This is a genomic window from Comamonas flocculans, from assembly GCF_007954405.1.
Classification (GTDB): Bacteria; Pseudomonadota; Gammaproteobacteria; order Burkholderiales; family Burkholderiaceae_C; genus Comamonas_C; species Comamonas_C flocculans.
Genome location: NZ_CP042344.1, coordinates 455,168 through 469,705, shown reverse-complemented (window position 1 = coordinate 469,705; position 14,538 = coordinate 455,168). Strand labels below are relative to the sequence as shown.

17 protein-coding genes are annotated in these 14,538 nt (G+C 66.5%); 13 read left to right on the top strand and 4 right to left on the bottom strand.

Annotated elements, in window-relative coordinates; translation table 11 throughout:
* Positions 1 to 6 precede the first annotated feature (6 nt).
* A complete protein-coding gene (gene kefC / locus FOZ74_RS02430; protein WP_146911578.1) occupies positions 7 to 1,872 on the bottom strand; it encodes a glutathione-regulated potassium-efflux system protein KefC in 1,866 nt (621 codons plus the stop codon).
* Positions 1,873 to 2,113: 241 nt separating this feature from the next.
* Between kefC and FOZ74_RS02425 the strand changes: the two genes are divergently transcribed.
* Positions 2,114 to 2,734 carry a ParA family protein gene (locus tag FOZ74_RS02425; RefSeq protein ID WP_146911577.1) on the top strand — a complete coding sequence of 207 codons (621 nt, stop codon included), beginning with the start codon at positions 2,114 to 2,116 and terminating at the stop codon, positions 2,732 to 2,734.
* A gap of 6 nt (positions 2,735 to 2,740) precedes the next feature.
* Here the strand turns inward: FOZ74_RS02425 and FOZ74_RS02420 are convergent, their stop codons facing one another.
* Together FOZ74_RS02420 and FOZ74_RS02415 are read right to left on the bottom strand one after the other, a co-directional pair.
* Entirely contained in the window at positions 2,741 to 3,223 is a 483-nt protein-coding gene (locus FOZ74_RS02420) for a tRNA (cytidine(34)-2'-O)-methyltransferase (RefSeq protein ID WP_146911576.1), read from the bottom strand.
* 32 nt (positions 3,224 to 3,255) lie between these two features.
* On the bottom strand, positions 3,256 to 3,963 hold the full coding sequence (locus FOZ74_RS02415) for a ComF family protein (RefSeq protein WP_146911575.1): 708 nt from the start codon (positions 3,961 to 3,963) through the stop codon (positions 3,256 to 3,258).
* A 35-nt stretch (positions 3,964 to 3,998) separates the two neighbouring features.
* Here FOZ74_RS02415 and FOZ74_RS02410 point away from each other — a divergent pair, with 35 nt between their 5' ends.
* From FOZ74_RS02410 to FOZ74_RS02385, 7 genes are all read left to right on the top strand, one after another.
* On the top strand, positions 3,999 to 4,922 hold the full coding sequence (locus FOZ74_RS02410; RefSeq protein ID WP_146911574.1) for a methyltransferase domain-containing protein: 924 nt from the start codon (positions 3,999 to 4,001) through the stop codon (positions 4,920 to 4,922).
* Between the two features lie 324 nt (positions 4,923 to 5,246).
* Entirely contained in the window at positions 5,247 to 6,410 is a 1,164-nt protein-coding gene (gene coxB / locus FOZ74_RS02405) for a cytochrome c oxidase subunit II (RefSeq protein ID WP_146911573.1), read from the top strand.
* A 34-nt stretch (positions 6,411 to 6,444) separates the two neighbouring features.
* On the top strand, positions 6,445 to 8,085 hold the full coding sequence (ctaD, locus tag FOZ74_RS02400) for a cytochrome c oxidase subunit I (protein ID WP_146911572.1): 1,641 nt from the start codon (positions 6,445 to 6,447) through the stop codon (positions 8,083 to 8,085).
* Between the two features lie 39 nt (positions 8,086 to 8,124).
* On the top strand, positions 8,125 to 8,238 hold the full coding sequence (locus FOZ74_RS16110; protein ID WP_222434178.1) for a cytochrome oxidase small assembly protein: 114 nt from the start codon (positions 8,125 to 8,127) through the stop codon (positions 8,236 to 8,238).
* Between the two features lie 4 nt (positions 8,239 to 8,242).
* A complete protein-coding gene (locus tag FOZ74_RS02395; protein WP_146911571.1) occupies positions 8,243 to 8,869 on the top strand; it encodes a cytochrome c oxidase assembly protein in 627 nt (208 codons plus the stop codon).
* Positions 8,866 to 9,063 carry a DUF2970 domain-containing protein gene (locus FOZ74_RS02390; RefSeq protein WP_146911570.1) on the top strand — a complete coding sequence of 66 codons (198 nt, stop codon included), beginning with the start codon at positions 8,866 to 8,868 and terminating at the stop codon, positions 9,061 to 9,063. The genes FOZ74_RS02395 and FOZ74_RS02390 overlap by 4 nt, the downstream gene beginning before the upstream one ends.
* A 52-nt stretch (positions 9,064 to 9,115) precedes the next feature.
* Positions 9,116 to 9,997 (top strand): cytochrome c oxidase subunit 3, encoded by an 882-nt coding sequence (locus FOZ74_RS02385; RefSeq protein ID WP_146911569.1) that lies wholly within the window; start codon positions 9,116 to 9,118, stop codon positions 9,995 to 9,997.
* An 81-nt stretch (positions 9,998 to 10,078) separates the two neighbouring features.
* On the opposite strand, the gene FOZ74_RS02380 is transcribed toward FOZ74_RS02385, so the two are convergent.
* On the bottom strand, positions 10,079 to 10,306 hold the full coding sequence (locus FOZ74_RS02380; protein ID WP_146911568.1) for a twin transmembrane helix small protein: 228 nt from the start codon (positions 10,304 to 10,306) through the stop codon (positions 10,079 to 10,081).
* 80 nt (positions 10,307 to 10,386) lie between these two features.
* Between FOZ74_RS02380 and FOZ74_RS02375 the strand changes: the two genes are divergently transcribed.
* The 5 genes from FOZ74_RS02375 to FOZ74_RS02355 are packed head-to-tail and all read left to right on the top strand — an operon-like array spanning position 10,387 to position 14,506.
* Positions 10,387 to 11,085 (top strand): SURF1 family protein, encoded by a 699-nt coding sequence (locus FOZ74_RS02375; protein WP_255437741.1) that lies wholly within the window; start codon positions 10,387 to 10,389, stop codon positions 11,083 to 11,085.
* Positions 11,039 to 11,767 carry an SCO family protein gene (locus FOZ74_RS02370; protein WP_146911566.1) on the top strand — a complete coding sequence of 243 codons (729 nt, stop codon included), beginning with the start codon at positions 11,039 to 11,041 and terminating at the stop codon, positions 11,765 to 11,767. The genes FOZ74_RS02375 and FOZ74_RS02370 overlap by 47 nt, the downstream gene beginning before the upstream one ends.
* A complete protein-coding gene (locus FOZ74_RS02365) occupies positions 11,764 to 12,939 on the top strand; it encodes a COX15/CtaA family protein (RefSeq protein ID WP_146911565.1) in 1,176 nt (391 codons plus the stop codon). The genes FOZ74_RS02370 and FOZ74_RS02365 overlap by 4 nt, the downstream gene beginning before the upstream one ends.
* A gap of 26 nt (positions 12,940 to 12,965) precedes the next feature.
* Entirely contained in the window at positions 12,966 to 13,877 is a 912-nt protein-coding gene (cyoE, locus tag FOZ74_RS02360) for a heme o synthase (RefSeq protein WP_146914043.1), read from the top strand.
* An 8-nt stretch (positions 13,878 to 13,885) separates the two neighbouring features.
* On the top strand, positions 13,886 to 14,506 hold the full coding sequence (locus FOZ74_RS02355) for an SCO family protein (RefSeq protein WP_146911564.1): 621 nt from the start codon (positions 13,886 to 13,888) through the stop codon (positions 14,504 to 14,506).
* The last annotated feature ends 32 nt before the right edge of the window (positions 14,507 to 14,538 follow it).

The following is a 14,538-nucleotide window of genomic DNA, read 5'->3' as shown; positions in this document are numbered from 1 at the left end:
CGGCGCTCAGGCGGCGTCCGGCGTGTCGTTGGCCGGCGGCGCTGCGTCGTCGTTGGCGGGGTGCTCGCGCAGGCGCTCCTGGCGCTCGCGCGCCATCTGCTCCACCAGTTGCTCGCGGCCCTGCCTGGCCGCGGCGATGAAGCGTTCGCGGTCCTTGTGGTGCGGGTACAGGCGCTCGGCCAGTTCCAGGTTGTAGGCGCGAAAGCGCTCCACCGTGTGGCGCGACTCCATCTCATCGAGGCCCATGCACTGCAGCACCGCCTTGGCGCTTTGCAGGCTGGACTCGAACAGCTCGCGCTCGACCAGCGTCACGCCCAGGTCGCGCAGCGCATGCCAGTGCGAGATGTCGCGCGCACGCGCCACGATCTGCAGGTGGGGGAAGTGCTTGCGCGCCACCTGCACGATCTTGATCGACTGCTGCGGCGTATCGACCGCCACCATCAGCACGCGCGCGTGTTCGGCGCCGGCCTTGCGCAGCAGGCGCGCGCGCGTCGCATCGCCGAAGAACACGCGATAGCCGAAGGTGTGCGCCACTTCCAGCATTTCCACGCTGTGGTCCAGCACCGTGGTGGGCACGCCCTGCGCCAGCATCACGCGCGCGACGATCTGGCCGTAGCGCCCGAAGCCCGCGATGATGACGGGCGCGCGTTGCGGCTCGACCAGGGCGGCGTCCGGCGTGCCCTGGTGCGGGTTGCTCTGCGCGTAATGGCGCTGCAGCGCGCGGTCCATGGGCACCAGCAGCAGCGGCCCCAGCAGCATCGACAGGGTGACCGCCGCGATCAGCATGGAGCCGATGTCCGAAGGCAGCGCCTGGAAGTTCATCGCCGTCTGGAACACGACGAAGGCGAACTCTCCACCCTGGGTGAGCAGCAGCGTGAACACCGGCCGCTCCTGCTCGGGCATGCCGGTGGCGCGCGCCAGGAAGTAGATCGCCACCGCCTTCAGGCTCAGGAAGCCGGCGACGAGCGCCAGCATCTTCAGCGGTGAAGCCAGCAGCACGCCGAAGTCGATGCTCATGCCCACCGCGATGAAGAACAGGCCGAGCAGCAGTCCCTTGAAGGGTTCGATGTCGGTTTCCAGCTCGCTGCGGTATTCGCTGTCGGCCAGCAGCACGCCGGCCAGAAAGGCGCCCAGCGCCATGGACAGGTCCATCACCACCATCAGCATGGCGATGCCCACCACCAGAAACAGCGAGGTGGCGGTGAAGATCTCCGGCGTCTTGCTCTGCGCCACCCAGCGCAGCACCGGGCGCAGCATCAGCCGCCCGCCCAGGATGATGGCGCCGACCACGCCCAGGGTTTTGAGCACCTCGGCCAGCAGCGCCTCGCCGGTGCCGGGCAGCGCGTTGCCCGTGGCGCCCAGCAGCGGCAGCAGCGCCAGGATGGGGATGGCCGCGATGTCCTGGAACAGCAGGATGGAGAAGGCGTGTTGTCCGCCTTCGCTGCGTATCAGGTTGCGCTCGGCCAGGATCTGCAGCGCAATCGCGGTGGACGACAGCGCCAGCCCCAGCGCGGCGACCAGCCCGGTGCGCCAGGGCAGGCCCCAGAGCCAGGCCGCCGCACCCAGCAGCAGCGTGCAGGACAGCATCTGCGCCCCGCCCAGGCCGAAGATGGGCCGGCGCATGCTCCACAGCCGGCTGGGCTGCAGCTCCAGCCCGATGAGAAACAGCATCAGCACCACGCCGAACTCGGCGAAGTGCAGGATGTCCTGCACGTTGCTCACCAGCGCCATGCCCCAAGGGCCTATGGCAATGCCGGCCGCCAGGTAGCCGACGATGGCACCCAGCCCCAGCGCCCGCGTGAGCGGCACGGCAATCACCGCGGCCGCCAGGTAGGTGAAGCCGTAGGTGAGCCAGACGGGCGCTTGTGCCATGGTGCCGAATGCGGTGCGGGTGTGGATGCGGTGGCGTGCGGGCGGCGCGCTCTGGCGCCATGCACATGGAAGCGATTTTCACGCAAGGGCGTTGACAGCGGGGAGCGCGGCGGCGCCTGCGTTAGAGTAGCCGCAGGCGCGCGGTTGTGTGGCGCGGCCGTCCTTCCCTGGATTGATAGCTGCAAGCGCTTGCCCCACAAGCGTTTGGGGCCGATTTGATGAGTAAGAAAAGAGGTGGTGCATGGCCTTGATTGCGGTTGCGAATCCCAAGGGCGGGGTAGGCAAATCCACGCTGGCCACGAACATCGCCGGCTACTACGCCAGCCGCGGCAGGGATGTCGCGCTGGGTGACATCGACGGGCAGCAGTCGGCGCGCTGGTGGCTGGAGCAGCGCCCTGCGGCGGCGCGCCCGATCGCGCTGTGGGAAGCCAGCCCCGACTGGCTGGGCCGCCCGCCGCGCGAGGCGCACAGTGCGGTGCTCGACACGCCCGCGGGCCTGCAGGGTTGGCGGCTCAAGGACGTGCTGCGCAAGGCCGACCGCGTCGTCGTGCCGCTGCAGGCCAGCGTCTTCGACATCTTTGCCACGCGGCAGTTTCTCGATGAGCTGCACGAGATGCACGCGGGCGAGTCGCAGCGCATAGGCATCGTCTGCATGCGGGTGGATCCGCGCACCCATGCGGCCGACCAGTTGCAGGAGTTCGTGGCCACGCTGGGTCTGCCGGTGCTGGGCCATCTGCGCAGCACGCAAAACTATGTGCATCTGGCCGCCCATGGCCTGACGCTGTTTGACGTCTCGCCCACCCGCGTGGCGCGCGATCTGGAGCAGTGGCAGCCGCTGTGCCGGTGGCTCGACGCCGCCTGAGCCCGCTCAGCCGGCTGCGGGGGCGGCTCCGGCAAAGCCGTTTTGCCGCCAGGCCTCGAATACCGTGACGGCCACCGCGTTGGAGAGGTTGAGGCTGCGCTGATCGGGCCGCATGGGCAGACGCAGCCGCTGTTCGGGCGCGAAGCGCTCGCGCAGCCAGGGCGCGAGGCCGCGCGTCTCCGAACCGAACACCAGCCAGTCGCCCGGCTCGAACGCGACCTCGTGCGTGGACCGCCGCCCGTGCGTGGTCAGCGCGAACATGCGCTGCGCGCGCGGCTGCGCTTCATCGAGCAGTGCCTGCCAGCTGGCATGGCAGCGCACGTCGGCCCATTCGTGGTAGTCCAGGCCCGCGCGGCGCAGCAACCGGTCCTCCATCGAAAAGCCCAGCGGCTCCACCAGGTGCAGCCGGCAACCGGTGTTGGCCACCAGGCGAATCACGTTGCCCGTGTTGGGCGGTATTTCGGGCTCGACCAGGACGACGTGGAACATGGGTCCCGATTGTGGCGTGCCTGGGCCCGGCCTCAGGGTGTGCGCGCAAACACCAGCGCACCCACGCTGAGTGCGCCGCCACCGCGCAGCACCTCGGCCGCCGCATGCAGGCTCGCGCCGGTCGTCATCACATCATCGACCAGCAGCACGCTCTTGCCCGGGAGTTGGGCTTGCGCCGCCGGCGTCAGCCGGAACGCGCCCTGGAGATTGCGCAGGCGCTCGCGCCGGTCCAGCCGCGTCTGGGCGGTGGTCTCGCGCGAGCGCACCAGCCAGTGCGCTCGCAGCTTGGTGCGCGCCAGCGCGCGTGCCAGCAGCTGGGCCTGGTTGTAGCCGCGTTCGCGCAGCCGGCCCGGGGCCAGCGGCAGCGGCACGAGCGCGTCGCAGGCCGCAACCATCTCGCACGCATCAGGGCGGGTGCGCATCAGCTCGGCCAGCGCCGACGCCACACCGGGCGCGCCATGGAACTTCAATTGCGTGACCAGGCCGGACCAGGGCCAGGCGTAGTCCACCACCGCAACGCAGGCATCGAGCCCCGAGGGTTCACGCAGGCAGTGCCCGCATGCCGGCGCGCCATCTGCCAGCGGCAGGGCGCAGCGTGGGCAACGCCGGCGCAGCGGCGCGAGCGTGCTCGCGCAGTCGACGCAGATGCGCTGCGCCGGCCAGGCGCGGCAGACGACGCAGCGGCTGGGCAGCCACCCGGCCCCGGCGAACGATGTCCCCAACAGCCGAGTGAAGAGCATGGGCTCAATATACTCGCGCGGGTTTGCAGGACGCCATGCCGGAAAAGACCCCACCCACGATAGACCCCGCCGCCGCCGCCCGCTGGCATGCGCTGGCGGCTGAACCCTCACCCTGGCTGCATGAGGAAGTGGCGCGTCGCATGCAGGAGCGGCTCAGCTGGATCGTGCGCCCGCCCGACAACTGGTGCCATTGGGACCCGGTGCGCGGCGGCCTGCAGGCGCATGCCACGATCGCCGCCGGTTTGCCCCGCGCCCCGCAATGGATCCACGAGACTTCCAGCGCCGCCGCCCAGGCCGTGGCACGCCGCGAGCTGGCCCCCGCATGGTGGAGCGCCGCGCGCTGGCGGGGGCCGCGCCAGCACTTTGCCGAACCCGCTCCGGCGAGCATGCAGATGCTCTGGGCCAACATGGCGCTGCATGTGAGCGCGCAACCCCAGGCGCTCGTCGCCCGCTGGCACCGGGCGCTCGCGCCCGATGGCTTCCTGATGTTTTCCTGTCTCGGACCGGACACCGTGCAGGAGCTCAGGGCGCTCTATGCCCGCTTGGGCTGGCCACAGCCCAGCCACAGCTTCACCGACATGCACGACTGGGGCGACATGCTCGCCGCCGCCGGCTTTGCGGAGCCGGTGATGGACATGGAGCGCATCATCCTGACCTTTGCCAGCCCCGAGCGCCTGCTGCAGGAATTGCGCGGCCTGGGGCGCAATCTGCACCCCGAGCGCTTTCCTGCGCTGCGCGGGCGCCAGTGGAAACGCGAGCTCGAGCACGCCATCGCCGAGCAGCTGCCGGACCCGAAGAACGAGGGGCGCCTGGCCCTGACTTTCGAAATCATCTACGGGCACGCGTTCAAGCCTGCAGCGCGCGCCCCGCGCGAGCAACGCTCGTGGACCAAGACCAAGACCGAGTACCTCGCGCAGATGGGTGCCAATCCCGCTGTCAAGCAACACCCTGGCGCATAAATGGTTAGAATTTTCGACTGACAAGAAACGGTGGCCCTGCCCGTCGTGGTGAGCTCGCCCAGCGCCGACCGCAGTGTCCGCCTGGCGCGCAGAACCTGCACTCGGGAGCCGCCGCAAACGGAGACAAGGTGCCACGCAGCGTGGCCCGGATGGACATTGAACGTGTCAAGAATCATGCATGTGCGCCGCCGTGTCGCGGCGCAAACCTTTCGTCGTACACGGCATTCGGGGCGGTCTGCATCCTGCGGGATGCGGGCCCTTGCCGCCCGTGGTGCGTGGGCTGCTGCCCGCGCTGAACGTGCTTTGCAGAGAAGTGGGAGAACTATGAGAAGCATTTCCAACCGGCTGGCTGCGCCCCTGCTCGTGTGTGGCACCTGGCTGGCAAGCACCGCCCATGCGGTCCAGGACCTTCCCGGAGGGCCGGCGGTCAACCAGCTCAACCTGCACCCGCCGGTCACCAAGATCGCCGAGGCGCAAAGCGACCTGCACTGGATGCTTCTGATCATCTGCACGCTGATCTTCATCGGCGTGTTCGGCGTGATGTTCTATTCGGTGATCAACCACCGCAAGTCGCGCGGCGCCAAGTCGGCCAACTTCCATGAATCCACCATGGTCGAGGTGACCTGGACGGTCGTGCCCTTTCTGATCGTGATCGGGATGGCGGCGCCGGCCACCAAGGTCATCGTGGCGCAGAAGGACACCACCAACCCCGACATCACGATCAAGGCGACCGGCTACCAGTGGAAGTGGGGCTACGACTACCTTGCAGGCGAAGGCGAGGGCATCGGCTTTCTCTCCACCATTGATCCTGAACAGCGTGCCTTGTCCAGCGCCGGAACGCCCAAGGGCGACGACTACCTGCTCAAGGTGGACAACCCGGTGGTGGTGCCGGTCAACAAGAAGGTGCGCGTGATCACCACCGCCAACGACGTGATCCATTCCTGGTTCGTACCCTCCTTCGGGGTCAAGCAGGATGCGATTCCCGGCTTCGTGCGCGACACTTGGTTCCGTGCGGAGAAGATCGGCGACTACTACGGCCAGTGTGCCGAGCTCTGCGGCAAGGAACACGCCTACATGCCGATCCACGTGAAGGTGGTCTCGGGCGAGGACTACACCAAGTGGGTGGACGAGCAGCACAAGAAGGCCGCAGCTCTGCTGGACGATCCGAACAAGGTGTGGGAGCTCGCACCGCTGGCCGAGCGCGGCGCCAAGGTGTATGCGGCCAATTGCGCCGCCTGCCACCAGCCCAATGGCCAGGGTGGCGGCGCGATCAAGGCGCTCGATGGTTCGGCCGTCGTCAAGAGCGACGACCATGCCAAGCAGATCCAGATCGTGCTGCATGGCGCGGCCAATGGCGCCATGCCGCCCTGGAATGCGCTGAGCGACACCGATCTGGCGGCGGTCGTCACCTACACCAAGAACGCCTGGTCGAACAAGACCAGCCAGGTGGTCCAGCCTTCCGAAATCGTGGCCCAGCGAGCCAAATGAGTGCTGATGCACAACGCGTAACGAGGAGTCGAGCATGAGTGCAGTTTTGGACAATCACGGCCAGGTGGGCGGCCTCGCGCAGGGGCACGACCACCACCACCACCACATGCCTACGGGCTGGCGTCGCTGGGTGTTTGCCACCAACCACAAGGACATCGGCACGATGTACCTGCTGTTCTCCTTCACCATGCTGATGGTGGGGGGCACGCTGGCGATGCTGATCCGTGCCGAGCTGTTCCAGCCGGGCCTGCAGATCGTGAATCCGGAGATGTTCAACTCCTTCACCACGATGCACGGCCTCATCATGGTGTTCGGCGCCATCATGCCGGCCTTCGTGGGCTTCGCCAACTGGATGATTCCGCTGCAGATCGGCGCTTCGGACATGGCGTTCGCGCGCATGAACAACTTCAGCTTCTGGCTGCTGGTGCCCGCCGGTCTGATTCTTTCGGCCACCTTCTTCATGCCGGGCGGCGCGCCCGCAGGCGGCTGGACGCTGTACGCGCCGCTGTCGCTGCAGATGCCGATGTCTCTCGACTACGCCATCTTCTCGCTGCACATCATGGGCGCCTCTTCCATCATGGGGGCGATCAACATCATCGTCACCATCCTGAACATGCGCGCTCCGGGCATGAAGCTCATGCAGATGCCGATGTTCTGCTGGGGCTGGCTGATCACCGCCTACCTGCTGCTGGCGGTGATGCCGGTGTTTGCCGGCGTGCTCACCATGACGCTGACCGACCGCCACTTCGGCACCAACTTCTTCGTCGCCGCCGGCGGCGGTGATCCGGTCATGATGCAGCACATCTTCTGGTTCTTCGGCCACCCCGAGGTCTACATCATGATCCTGCCGGCCTTCGGCATGATCAGCGAGATCATCCCGGCCTTCGCGCGCAAGCGCCTGTTCGGCTACACCTCCATGGTGTATGCGATTGCGGCCATCGCCACCTTGTCGATGATCGTCTGGGCGCACCACATGTTCACCGTGGGCATGCCGGTCACCGGCCAGCTGTTCTTCATGTATGGCACCATGCTGATCGCGATTCCGACGGGTGTGAAGGTGTTCAACTGGACGGCCACCATGTGGCGCGGCTCCATGACTTTTGAAACCCCCATGCTCTGGGCGGTGGGCTTCATCTTCGTGTTCACCATCGGCGGCTTCACCGGCGTGATTCCGGCCGTGGTGCCGGTGGACACCCAGATCCAGGATACCTATTACATCATTGCCCACTTCCACTACGTGCTGGTGGCGGGCTCGCTGTTCGCGATCTACGGTGCGTTCTACTACTGGTCGCCCAAGTGGACCGGCTACATGTACAACGAGACGCGCGGCAAGATCCACTTCTGGTGGTCGATGATCTCCTTCAACGTGGCCTTCTTCCCGATGCACTTCCTGGGCCTCGCCGGCATGCCGCGCCGCTATGCCGACTACCCCATGCAGTTCGCCGACTTCAACATGATTGCCTCCATTGGCGCCTTCTTCTTCGGCCTGGCCCAGGTGTACTTCTTCTTCGCCGTCGTGGTGCCGCTGATGCGCGGCAAGGGCGAGAAGGCGCCGCAGCGTCCCTGGGAAGGTGCCGTCTATGGCCTGGAGTGGGAACTGCCTTCGCCGGCGCCCTTCCATTCCTTCACCACGCCGCCCAAGCTGGACGCGAGCGCCACGCGCATCGCCGGCTGAAGGCACGAGGGCAGCGCGCCGCGACAGGAGAGACTGGAGATGTCTGGCCAGGACCAGCGTAAACGCAATCTGCGCCTGGGCTTGATCCTGGCGTCCATCGTGCTCGTGCTGTTTTTCGGCATCATGGTGCGCTGGGCGCTGCTGGGAGGCTGAAACAGTGAACCTCGGTGTCGAAAACGCCAAGATGGTGGGCAAGCTGCTGGTGGTGGCCTGCGGCATGTTTGCCTTCGGCTACAGCCTGATCCCCTTGTACAAGGCGATCTGCGAGGTCACGGGCATCAACATCCTCTCGCGCCAGGAAGGCCAGGTGCCGGGCAATGCCTACACCGGCGAATCGGCCAAGACGCTGGCCAGCAACACCCAGGTGGATCGCTCGCGCACCATCACGGTGCAGTTCGATGCCAATGTCCGCGGTCCCTGGCATTTCAAGCCGGAGAAGACCAGCTTGCAGGTGCACCCGGGCGAGCTGGCCACCGTGATGTACGAATTCCAGAACGTGCAGGACAGGCGCATGGCGGCCCAGGCGATTCCAAGCTATGCGCCGCGCCAGGCCGGCCCGCACTTTCACAAGCTTGAATGCTTTTGTTTCAGCCAGTACACGCTCGATGCCGGTGAAAAGAAGCAGTGGCCGGTGACCTTCGTGATCGATCCCAAGCTGTCCAGGGACGTGCAGACCATCACGCTGTCCTACACCTTCTTCGAGGTCGGAGGTCGCACGCCGGCCGCGCCGCAATCGACCGCCGCCCTGGTGCCGGCTGCAGCCGCGCTGCAGGCGGGCTCATGAATCGGAAGGCGGAGCGCGGTTCATGGCTGCAGACGCTGCGCATCGTGGCCTGGTCGCTGATCGGCATACGCAACGGCAGGCGCCACAGCGAAGACCAGCGCAAGGTCGGGGTGGTGGCGCTGATGTTCACTGCCCTGGGCGCGGTGCTGCTGTTCGTGCTGGTGCTGCTCGCGCTGGTGCACTGGATAGCCTGAGCGTCAGGCATTAACAAGTGTTGAATGAGAAATTGAAGATCGAGGAGCTGAAATGAGCACATCTACCCAAGGGGTTACCCCGTATTACTTTGTGCCCGAGCCTTCGCGCCATCCGATCACGGCAGTCTTCGGGCTGTTCTGGATGATCGTCGGCGCGGCCAGCTGGATGAACGGCTTTGGCTGGGGCAAGTGGGCGCTGCTGTTCGGCGTGCTCTGGTGGCTGGGCGTGCTGTTCCAGTGGTTTCGCGATGCGGCGCACGAGAGCGAGGCCGGGCTCAACAGCCGGCGCATCGACGTGTCTTACCGCTGGGGCATGAGCTGGTTCATCTTCTCGGAAGTGATGTTCTTCGGTGCCTTCTTCACCGCGCTGTGGTGGGGGCGCGCGCACTCGGTGCCGGAACTGGGCAACCTCGAGCACGCCATTCTCTGGCCCGATTTCAAGGCTGTTTGGCCCAGCGTGGCCGCGGGCGCCACCGGGTCGCCCGGGGACATCATCGAGCCGTTCAGCACCGTCGGGCCGTTCTGGCTGCCGACCATCAACACCGCGCTGCTGCTCACCTCGGGCGTGACGCTGACCATTGCCCACCATGCGCTGCTGGCCAACAACCGCGGCAAGACCATTGCCTTCATGTGGGTGACGGTGCTGCTGGGTCTGACCTTCCTGTGCGTGCAGGGCTATGAGTACTACCACCTCTATACCGAGCTCAACCTCAAGCTCGATTCGGGCATCTACGGCTCCACCTTCTTCATGCTCACGGGTTTTCATGGCTTTCACGTCTTCGTGGGCATGGTGACGCTGTTCTTCATCACCATGCGGCTGCAGGCCGGGCATTTTTCGCCGCAGCACCATTTCGGTCTTGAGGGCGCTGCCTGGTACTGGCACTTCGTGGACGTGGTCTGGCTGGGTCTGTACATCCTCGTGTACTGGATGTGAGCAAGGCGGCGGCCTGTGCCGCCCACCAGAGGCACCAGGGCGCCGCAAGGCGCCTTTTTGCCGCTTCCGTGAAGCTGGCCTTCAGGCTTTGCCCGCAAGCAAGCCGGTCGGGAGGATGTAGCCCAGCTTGTAGGCGGCCAGCAGGCAGACGAAGAGCACGATGGAGAGGATGACGCGCACCGCGAGCGCATGGGCCATGCGCGTGCTCGATGGCTGGTCGTCCTTGGGGTCTCCGCGCACCATGAAGACATAGGCTGCACCGAGGCTGGCGATAATGGCAAGGAATGCCAAGGCAATGATGATTTTCATGGTGCGTGCTTCCGATGGTTGATGCGGGGCGCTCTGCGTCCGGTTTGCGCTTTGCGTTGATTGCCGTGGCGGCGCTGGCGATGGCCGTGGCAACCGGATGGCTCGGTAGCTGGCAATTGTCGCGCGCGCACGAGAAACTTGCCGCGCATCAGGCCATGCTCGACCGTGAGCAGCTTGCGCCCTGGTCCGCTGCGCAGTTGCTCGCCGCCCTGGCGCAAGACCCGGCGCTGGCGCAGACCCAGGCCTACCATCCAGTGCAGCTGCGCGGGCGCTGGCTTGCGGATGCGACGGTGTATCTGGAAAACCGCCAGATGCACGGCAAGCCCGGCTTCTACGTCTACACGCCGCTGCAGCTTGCCGGCAGCGGCCAGGTGCTGGCGGTGCAGCGCGGCTGGGCAGCGCGAGACTTCAGTGACCGCACCCGCCTGCCGCAACTGGCGCAGCCCGAGGGCGAGATCGTGCTGCGTGGCCGTATCGCGGGCGAGCCGGGCCGGCTTTTCGAGTTTGCCGATGCGCCGGATGCCAAGGGCGCTGGCCAGATACGGCAGAATCTGACGATTGCCGCCTACGCGGCCGATTATTCGCTGGATCTGCTGCCCTTGACCGTGGTGCAGACCGACGCGGCAGACGATGGCTTGTTGCGTGACTGGCCCGCGCCGGACAGCGGCGTGGACATGCACTATGGCTACGCCTTTCAATGGTTTGGGCTCTGCGCCCTGGTGGTTGTGCTTTATGTCTGGTTCCAACTCATCCGACGCCTTGGCGGCCGCCGCCGCTGAATCGACCGATCCGGTGCAGCTGACGGTGCACAGCCTGCCCGGTGCCCTCGAGGCCCGGCGGTTGCCCGACTCACGCAAGGGCCGCTGGCAGCTTTGGCTGATGCTGGCAGTTTGCGTGGCGCCGGTGCTCGCGTCCTATTTCGTCTATTACGTCGTGCGCCCCAGCGGCGGCTTGCTGAATTTCGGTGAATTGATCGAGCCGCAACGGCCCATGCCGCAAGCTCAGCCCATCCAGGCGCTCGACGGCTCGGCCGGGGTGCTCGGTGATCTGCGCGGCCAGTGGCTGTTGCTCAGCGTGGCCGACGGCGCCTGCGACGAGGTCTGCCGCAACAACCTTTACTTCCAGCGGCAGCTGCGCGAGAGCCTGGGCGAGGGGCGTGACCGCATCGACTGGGTCTGGCTCATCATGGACGACGCCGCTCCGCCGCAGGAGATCCGCGATGCCTTGCGTGATGCGACGGTGCGCCGCATCGACGCGCAGGCGCTGCAGCGCTGGCTTGCACCCTCAACCGGGCATGCGCTGCCTGAGCAGCTCTATCTGGTCGATCCGCAGGGCAACTGGATGATGCGCTTTCCGCCCCAACTGACGATCGCGAGCGCGGAGCGGGTGCGCAAGGATTTGTCGCGCCTGCTGTACGCCTCCGCCGCCTGGGACCGGCCCGGCCGGGGAGAGGGCAAATGAACGCTGCGCACACCGCACTCTACGACTGGGCGCCGGTCTGGGAACTGCTCGCTTTCGGCGCGCTGATCGCCCTGTTTCCGCTGGCCTGGACCGCCTGGCGCCACCGCCATGGCAGTGGCTCAAGGCGGCTGCAGGCGCTGACCGCGCTCACGTTGTTCCTCACTTTCGACCTGGTGCTCTTTGGCGCCTTCACGCGCCTGACCGATTCGGGCCTGGGCTGTCCCGACTGGCCGGGCTGCTACGGCCAATCCAATCCGCTCGGGGCCAATGCCGAAATCAGCGCCGCCCAGGCCCAGCTGCCCAGCGGACCGGTGACGCACACCAAGGCATGGATAGAGATGATCCACCGCTATCTCGCGACCAGCGTGGGCGCGCTCATCGTCGTGCTGACGATCGCCGCGTGGTGGCAATGGCGCCGTCACCGCCGAGGCCTGGCGCCGGCTCCGGTGCTGGGACGCTGGTGGATGCTGGCCACCTTCCTCTGGGTCTGTCTGCAGGGCGCATTCGGCGCCTTGACGGTGACGATGCGGCTGTTTCCGGCCATCGTCACGCTGCACCTGCTGGGCGGGGCGGTGCTGCTGATGCTGCTGTGCGTGCCGGCGGTGCGCCTGAGCCTGGCGGTGGAAGGCCGCTCGCCCGCGCCGGTTGCGCGCGGGCTGCGTCACGGTCTTGTCGCCTGCATGCTGCTGGTGCTCGCGCAGCTGCTGCTGGGGGGCTGGGTCAGCACCAACTATGCGGTGCTTGCCTGCACCAGCTTTCCGACCTGCCAAGGCAGCTGGTGGCCACCGATGGCTTTTGCGGAAGGCTTTCAGCTCTGGCGCGAGCTGGGCCTGCGGGCGGACGGCAGCCACATCAGCTTCGAGGCGCTGACCGCGATCCACTACACCCACCGGCTGGCGGCCTACGGGGTGCTGCTTGCGCTGGCGGTGGTGGCCGTGCAGCTGCGCCGACGCGCACCGGCACTCGCTGCCCAGGCCAACTGGCTGTGGCTGCTGCTGGTGCTGCAGTTTCTTACCGGCCTGTCCAACGTGGTGCTGGACTGGCCCCTGGTGGCCGCGGTCCTGCACACGGGTGGCGCGGCCGCGCTGCTGGTGGTGCTGACCTGGGCCCTGTCCGCCAGCACCGGCGCCCCGGCGGGGCCTGCATCCAGCGCAGCAGGAGCTTCTGCATGACAGCAGCACATACCTCCGACACCTCCATGGCCGGCGCCGACGCGGCGCCCCGGGCAGCACGCCCCTTGCCCCCGCGGGCGCGCCAGTTTTATGCACTCACCAAACCCGGGGTGGTGCAGCTCATCGTCTTCTGTGCCTTCATCGGCATGGTGATGGCGGTGCCGGGCTGGCCCACGGTGCGCGAATGGCTGAGGATGGCGATCGCCAGTTTTGGCATCTGGTGCGTCGCCGGTGCAGCGGCGGCGGTGAACTGCATCATCGAGCAGTCCATGGATGCGCGCATGAAGCGCACCGCCTGGCGCCCGACCGCCAGGGGTGAACTGACGAACCGACAGACCCTGTTGTTCGCCACCGTGCTGGGCCTGGTGGGCTGCGTCGTGCTGCAGGTACTGATCAATGCGCTCACCATGTGGCTGACCTTCGCCACCTTCGTCGGCTACGCCATCATCTACACCGTGGTGCTCAAGCCGATGACGCCGCAGAACATCGTCATCGGCGGCGCCTCGGGGGCCATGCCGCCGGTGCTGGGCTGGGCCGCGATGACGGGTCAGGTGGGGCCCGAGGCGTGGATCATGTGCCTGATCATCTTTCTGTGGACGCCGCCGCATTTCTGGGCGCTGGCCCTGTACCGGGTGGAGGACTATCGCAAATCGGGCCTGCCCATGCTGCCGGTCACCCACGGGAACCAATTCACGCGGCTGCACGTCTTCCTGTACACCTGGGTCTTGTTCGCAGGCTGCCTGATGCCGTTCGTCTACGGCATGAGTTCCTGGATCTACCTTGCGGCCGCAGTGGTGCTGAGCCTGATGTTCTGCTGGTACGGCTTTCGGCTGTGGCGCAATTATTCCGACGCACTCGCACGCAAGACCTTTCGCTTTTCCATCATGCACCTGAGCCTGCTGTTTCTGGCGCTGCTGGTGGACCACTACGTGTTCTGAGCCTTGCAATGCACAAACGAGGATTCTTCAAATTCATAGCTGCTGGCGCAATGTCAGCAAGCCTTGCAGGCTTATTTTCTGCTTGTACCGAAGCGCCCAAACCAGCCTTCAAGGGTGTGGACATCACGGGCGTGGACTACGCACGCGACCTGCCGCTGACCGACCAGTTCGGCCAGCGGCGCCACATCAAGGACTTTGCCGGCAAGGTGGTGGCGGTCTTCTTCGGCTACACCCACTGCCCCGACGTCTGCCCGACCACGATGAGCGAGCTGGCGCAGGTCAAGGCCGAACTCGGCATCGACGGCGACAAGTTCGTGGCGGTCTTCGTCACGGTGGACCCCGAGCGCGACACGCCGGAGATTCTCAAGGCCTACATGGCCAATTTCGATCCGGCTTTCATCGCGCTGCGCGGCAGCCCCGAGGAGCTTGCCGCGGTGGCCAGGGACTTCAAGATCTTCTACAAGCAGGTCGAGGGCCCGACGCCCACCAGCTACACCATGGACCATTCGGCGGGCATGTACATGTTCGACCCCGGCGGCCATCTGCGGCTGTTCCAGCGCTACGGCAGCCCGGTGCAGGCGCTGGTGGACGATACGCGCACCCTGCTCGCCGAGAAGGGGCGCGGCTGAGGCGCGCCGGCGCCGGGCCGCGCAGGCCTGGG

Coding starts and splice junctions, on each gene's coding strand:
- kefC (WP_146911578.1), bottom strand. CDS start 1,872: ATGGCACAAGCGCCCGTCTGGCTCACCTACGGCTTCACCTACCTGGCG.
- FOZ74_RS02425 (WP_146911577.1), top strand. CDS start 2,114: ATGGCCTTGATTGCGGTTGCGAATCCCAAGGGCGGGGTAGGCAAATCC.
- FOZ74_RS02420 (WP_146911576.1), bottom strand. CDS start 3,223: ATGTTCCACGTCGTCCTGGTCGAGCCCGAAATACCGCCCAACACGGGC.
- FOZ74_RS02415 (WP_146911575.1), bottom strand. CDS start 3,963: ATGCTCTTCACTCGGCTGTTGGGGACATCGTTCGCCGGGGCCGGGTGG.
- FOZ74_RS02410 (WP_146911574.1), top strand. CDS start 3,999: ATGCCGGAAAAGACCCCACCCACGATAGACCCCGCCGCCGCCGCCCGC.
- coxB (WP_146911573.1), top strand. CDS start 5,247: ATGAGAAGCATTTCCAACCGGCTGGCTGCGCCCCTGCTCGTGTGTGGC.
- ctaD (WP_146911572.1), top strand. CDS start 6,445: ATGAGTGCAGTTTTGGACAATCACGGCCAGGTGGGCGGCCTCGCGCAG.
- FOZ74_RS16110 (WP_222434178.1), top strand. CDS start 8,125: ATGTCTGGCCAGGACCAGCGTAAACGCAATCTGCGCCTGGGCTTGATC.
- FOZ74_RS02390 (WP_146911570.1), top strand. CDS start 8,866: ATGAATCGGAAGGCGGAGCGCGGTTCATGGCTGCAGACGCTGCGCATC.
- FOZ74_RS02385 (WP_146911569.1), top strand. CDS start 9,116: ATGAGCACATCTACCCAAGGGGTTACCCCGTATTACTTTGTGCCCGAG.
- FOZ74_RS02380 (WP_146911568.1), bottom strand. CDS start 10,306: ATGAAAATCATCATTGCCTTGGCATTCCTTGCCATTATCGCCAGCCTC.
- FOZ74_RS02375 (WP_255437741.1), top strand. CDS start 10,387: ATGGCCGTGGCAACCGGATGGCTCGGTAGCTGGCAATTGTCGCGCGCG.
- FOZ74_RS02370 (WP_146911566.1), top strand. CDS start 11,039: ATGTCTGGTTCCAACTCATCCGACGCCTTGGCGGCCGCCGCCGCTGAA.
- FOZ74_RS02365 (WP_146911565.1), top strand. CDS start 11,764: ATGAACGCTGCGCACACCGCACTCTACGACTGGGCGCCGGTCTGGGAA.
- cyoE (WP_146914043.1), top strand. CDS start 12,966: ATGGCCGGCGCCGACGCGGCGCCCCGGGCAGCACGCCCCTTGCCCCCG.
- FOZ74_RS02355 (WP_146911564.1), top strand. CDS start 13,886: ATGCACAAACGAGGATTCTTCAAATTCATAGCTGCTGGCGCAATGTCA.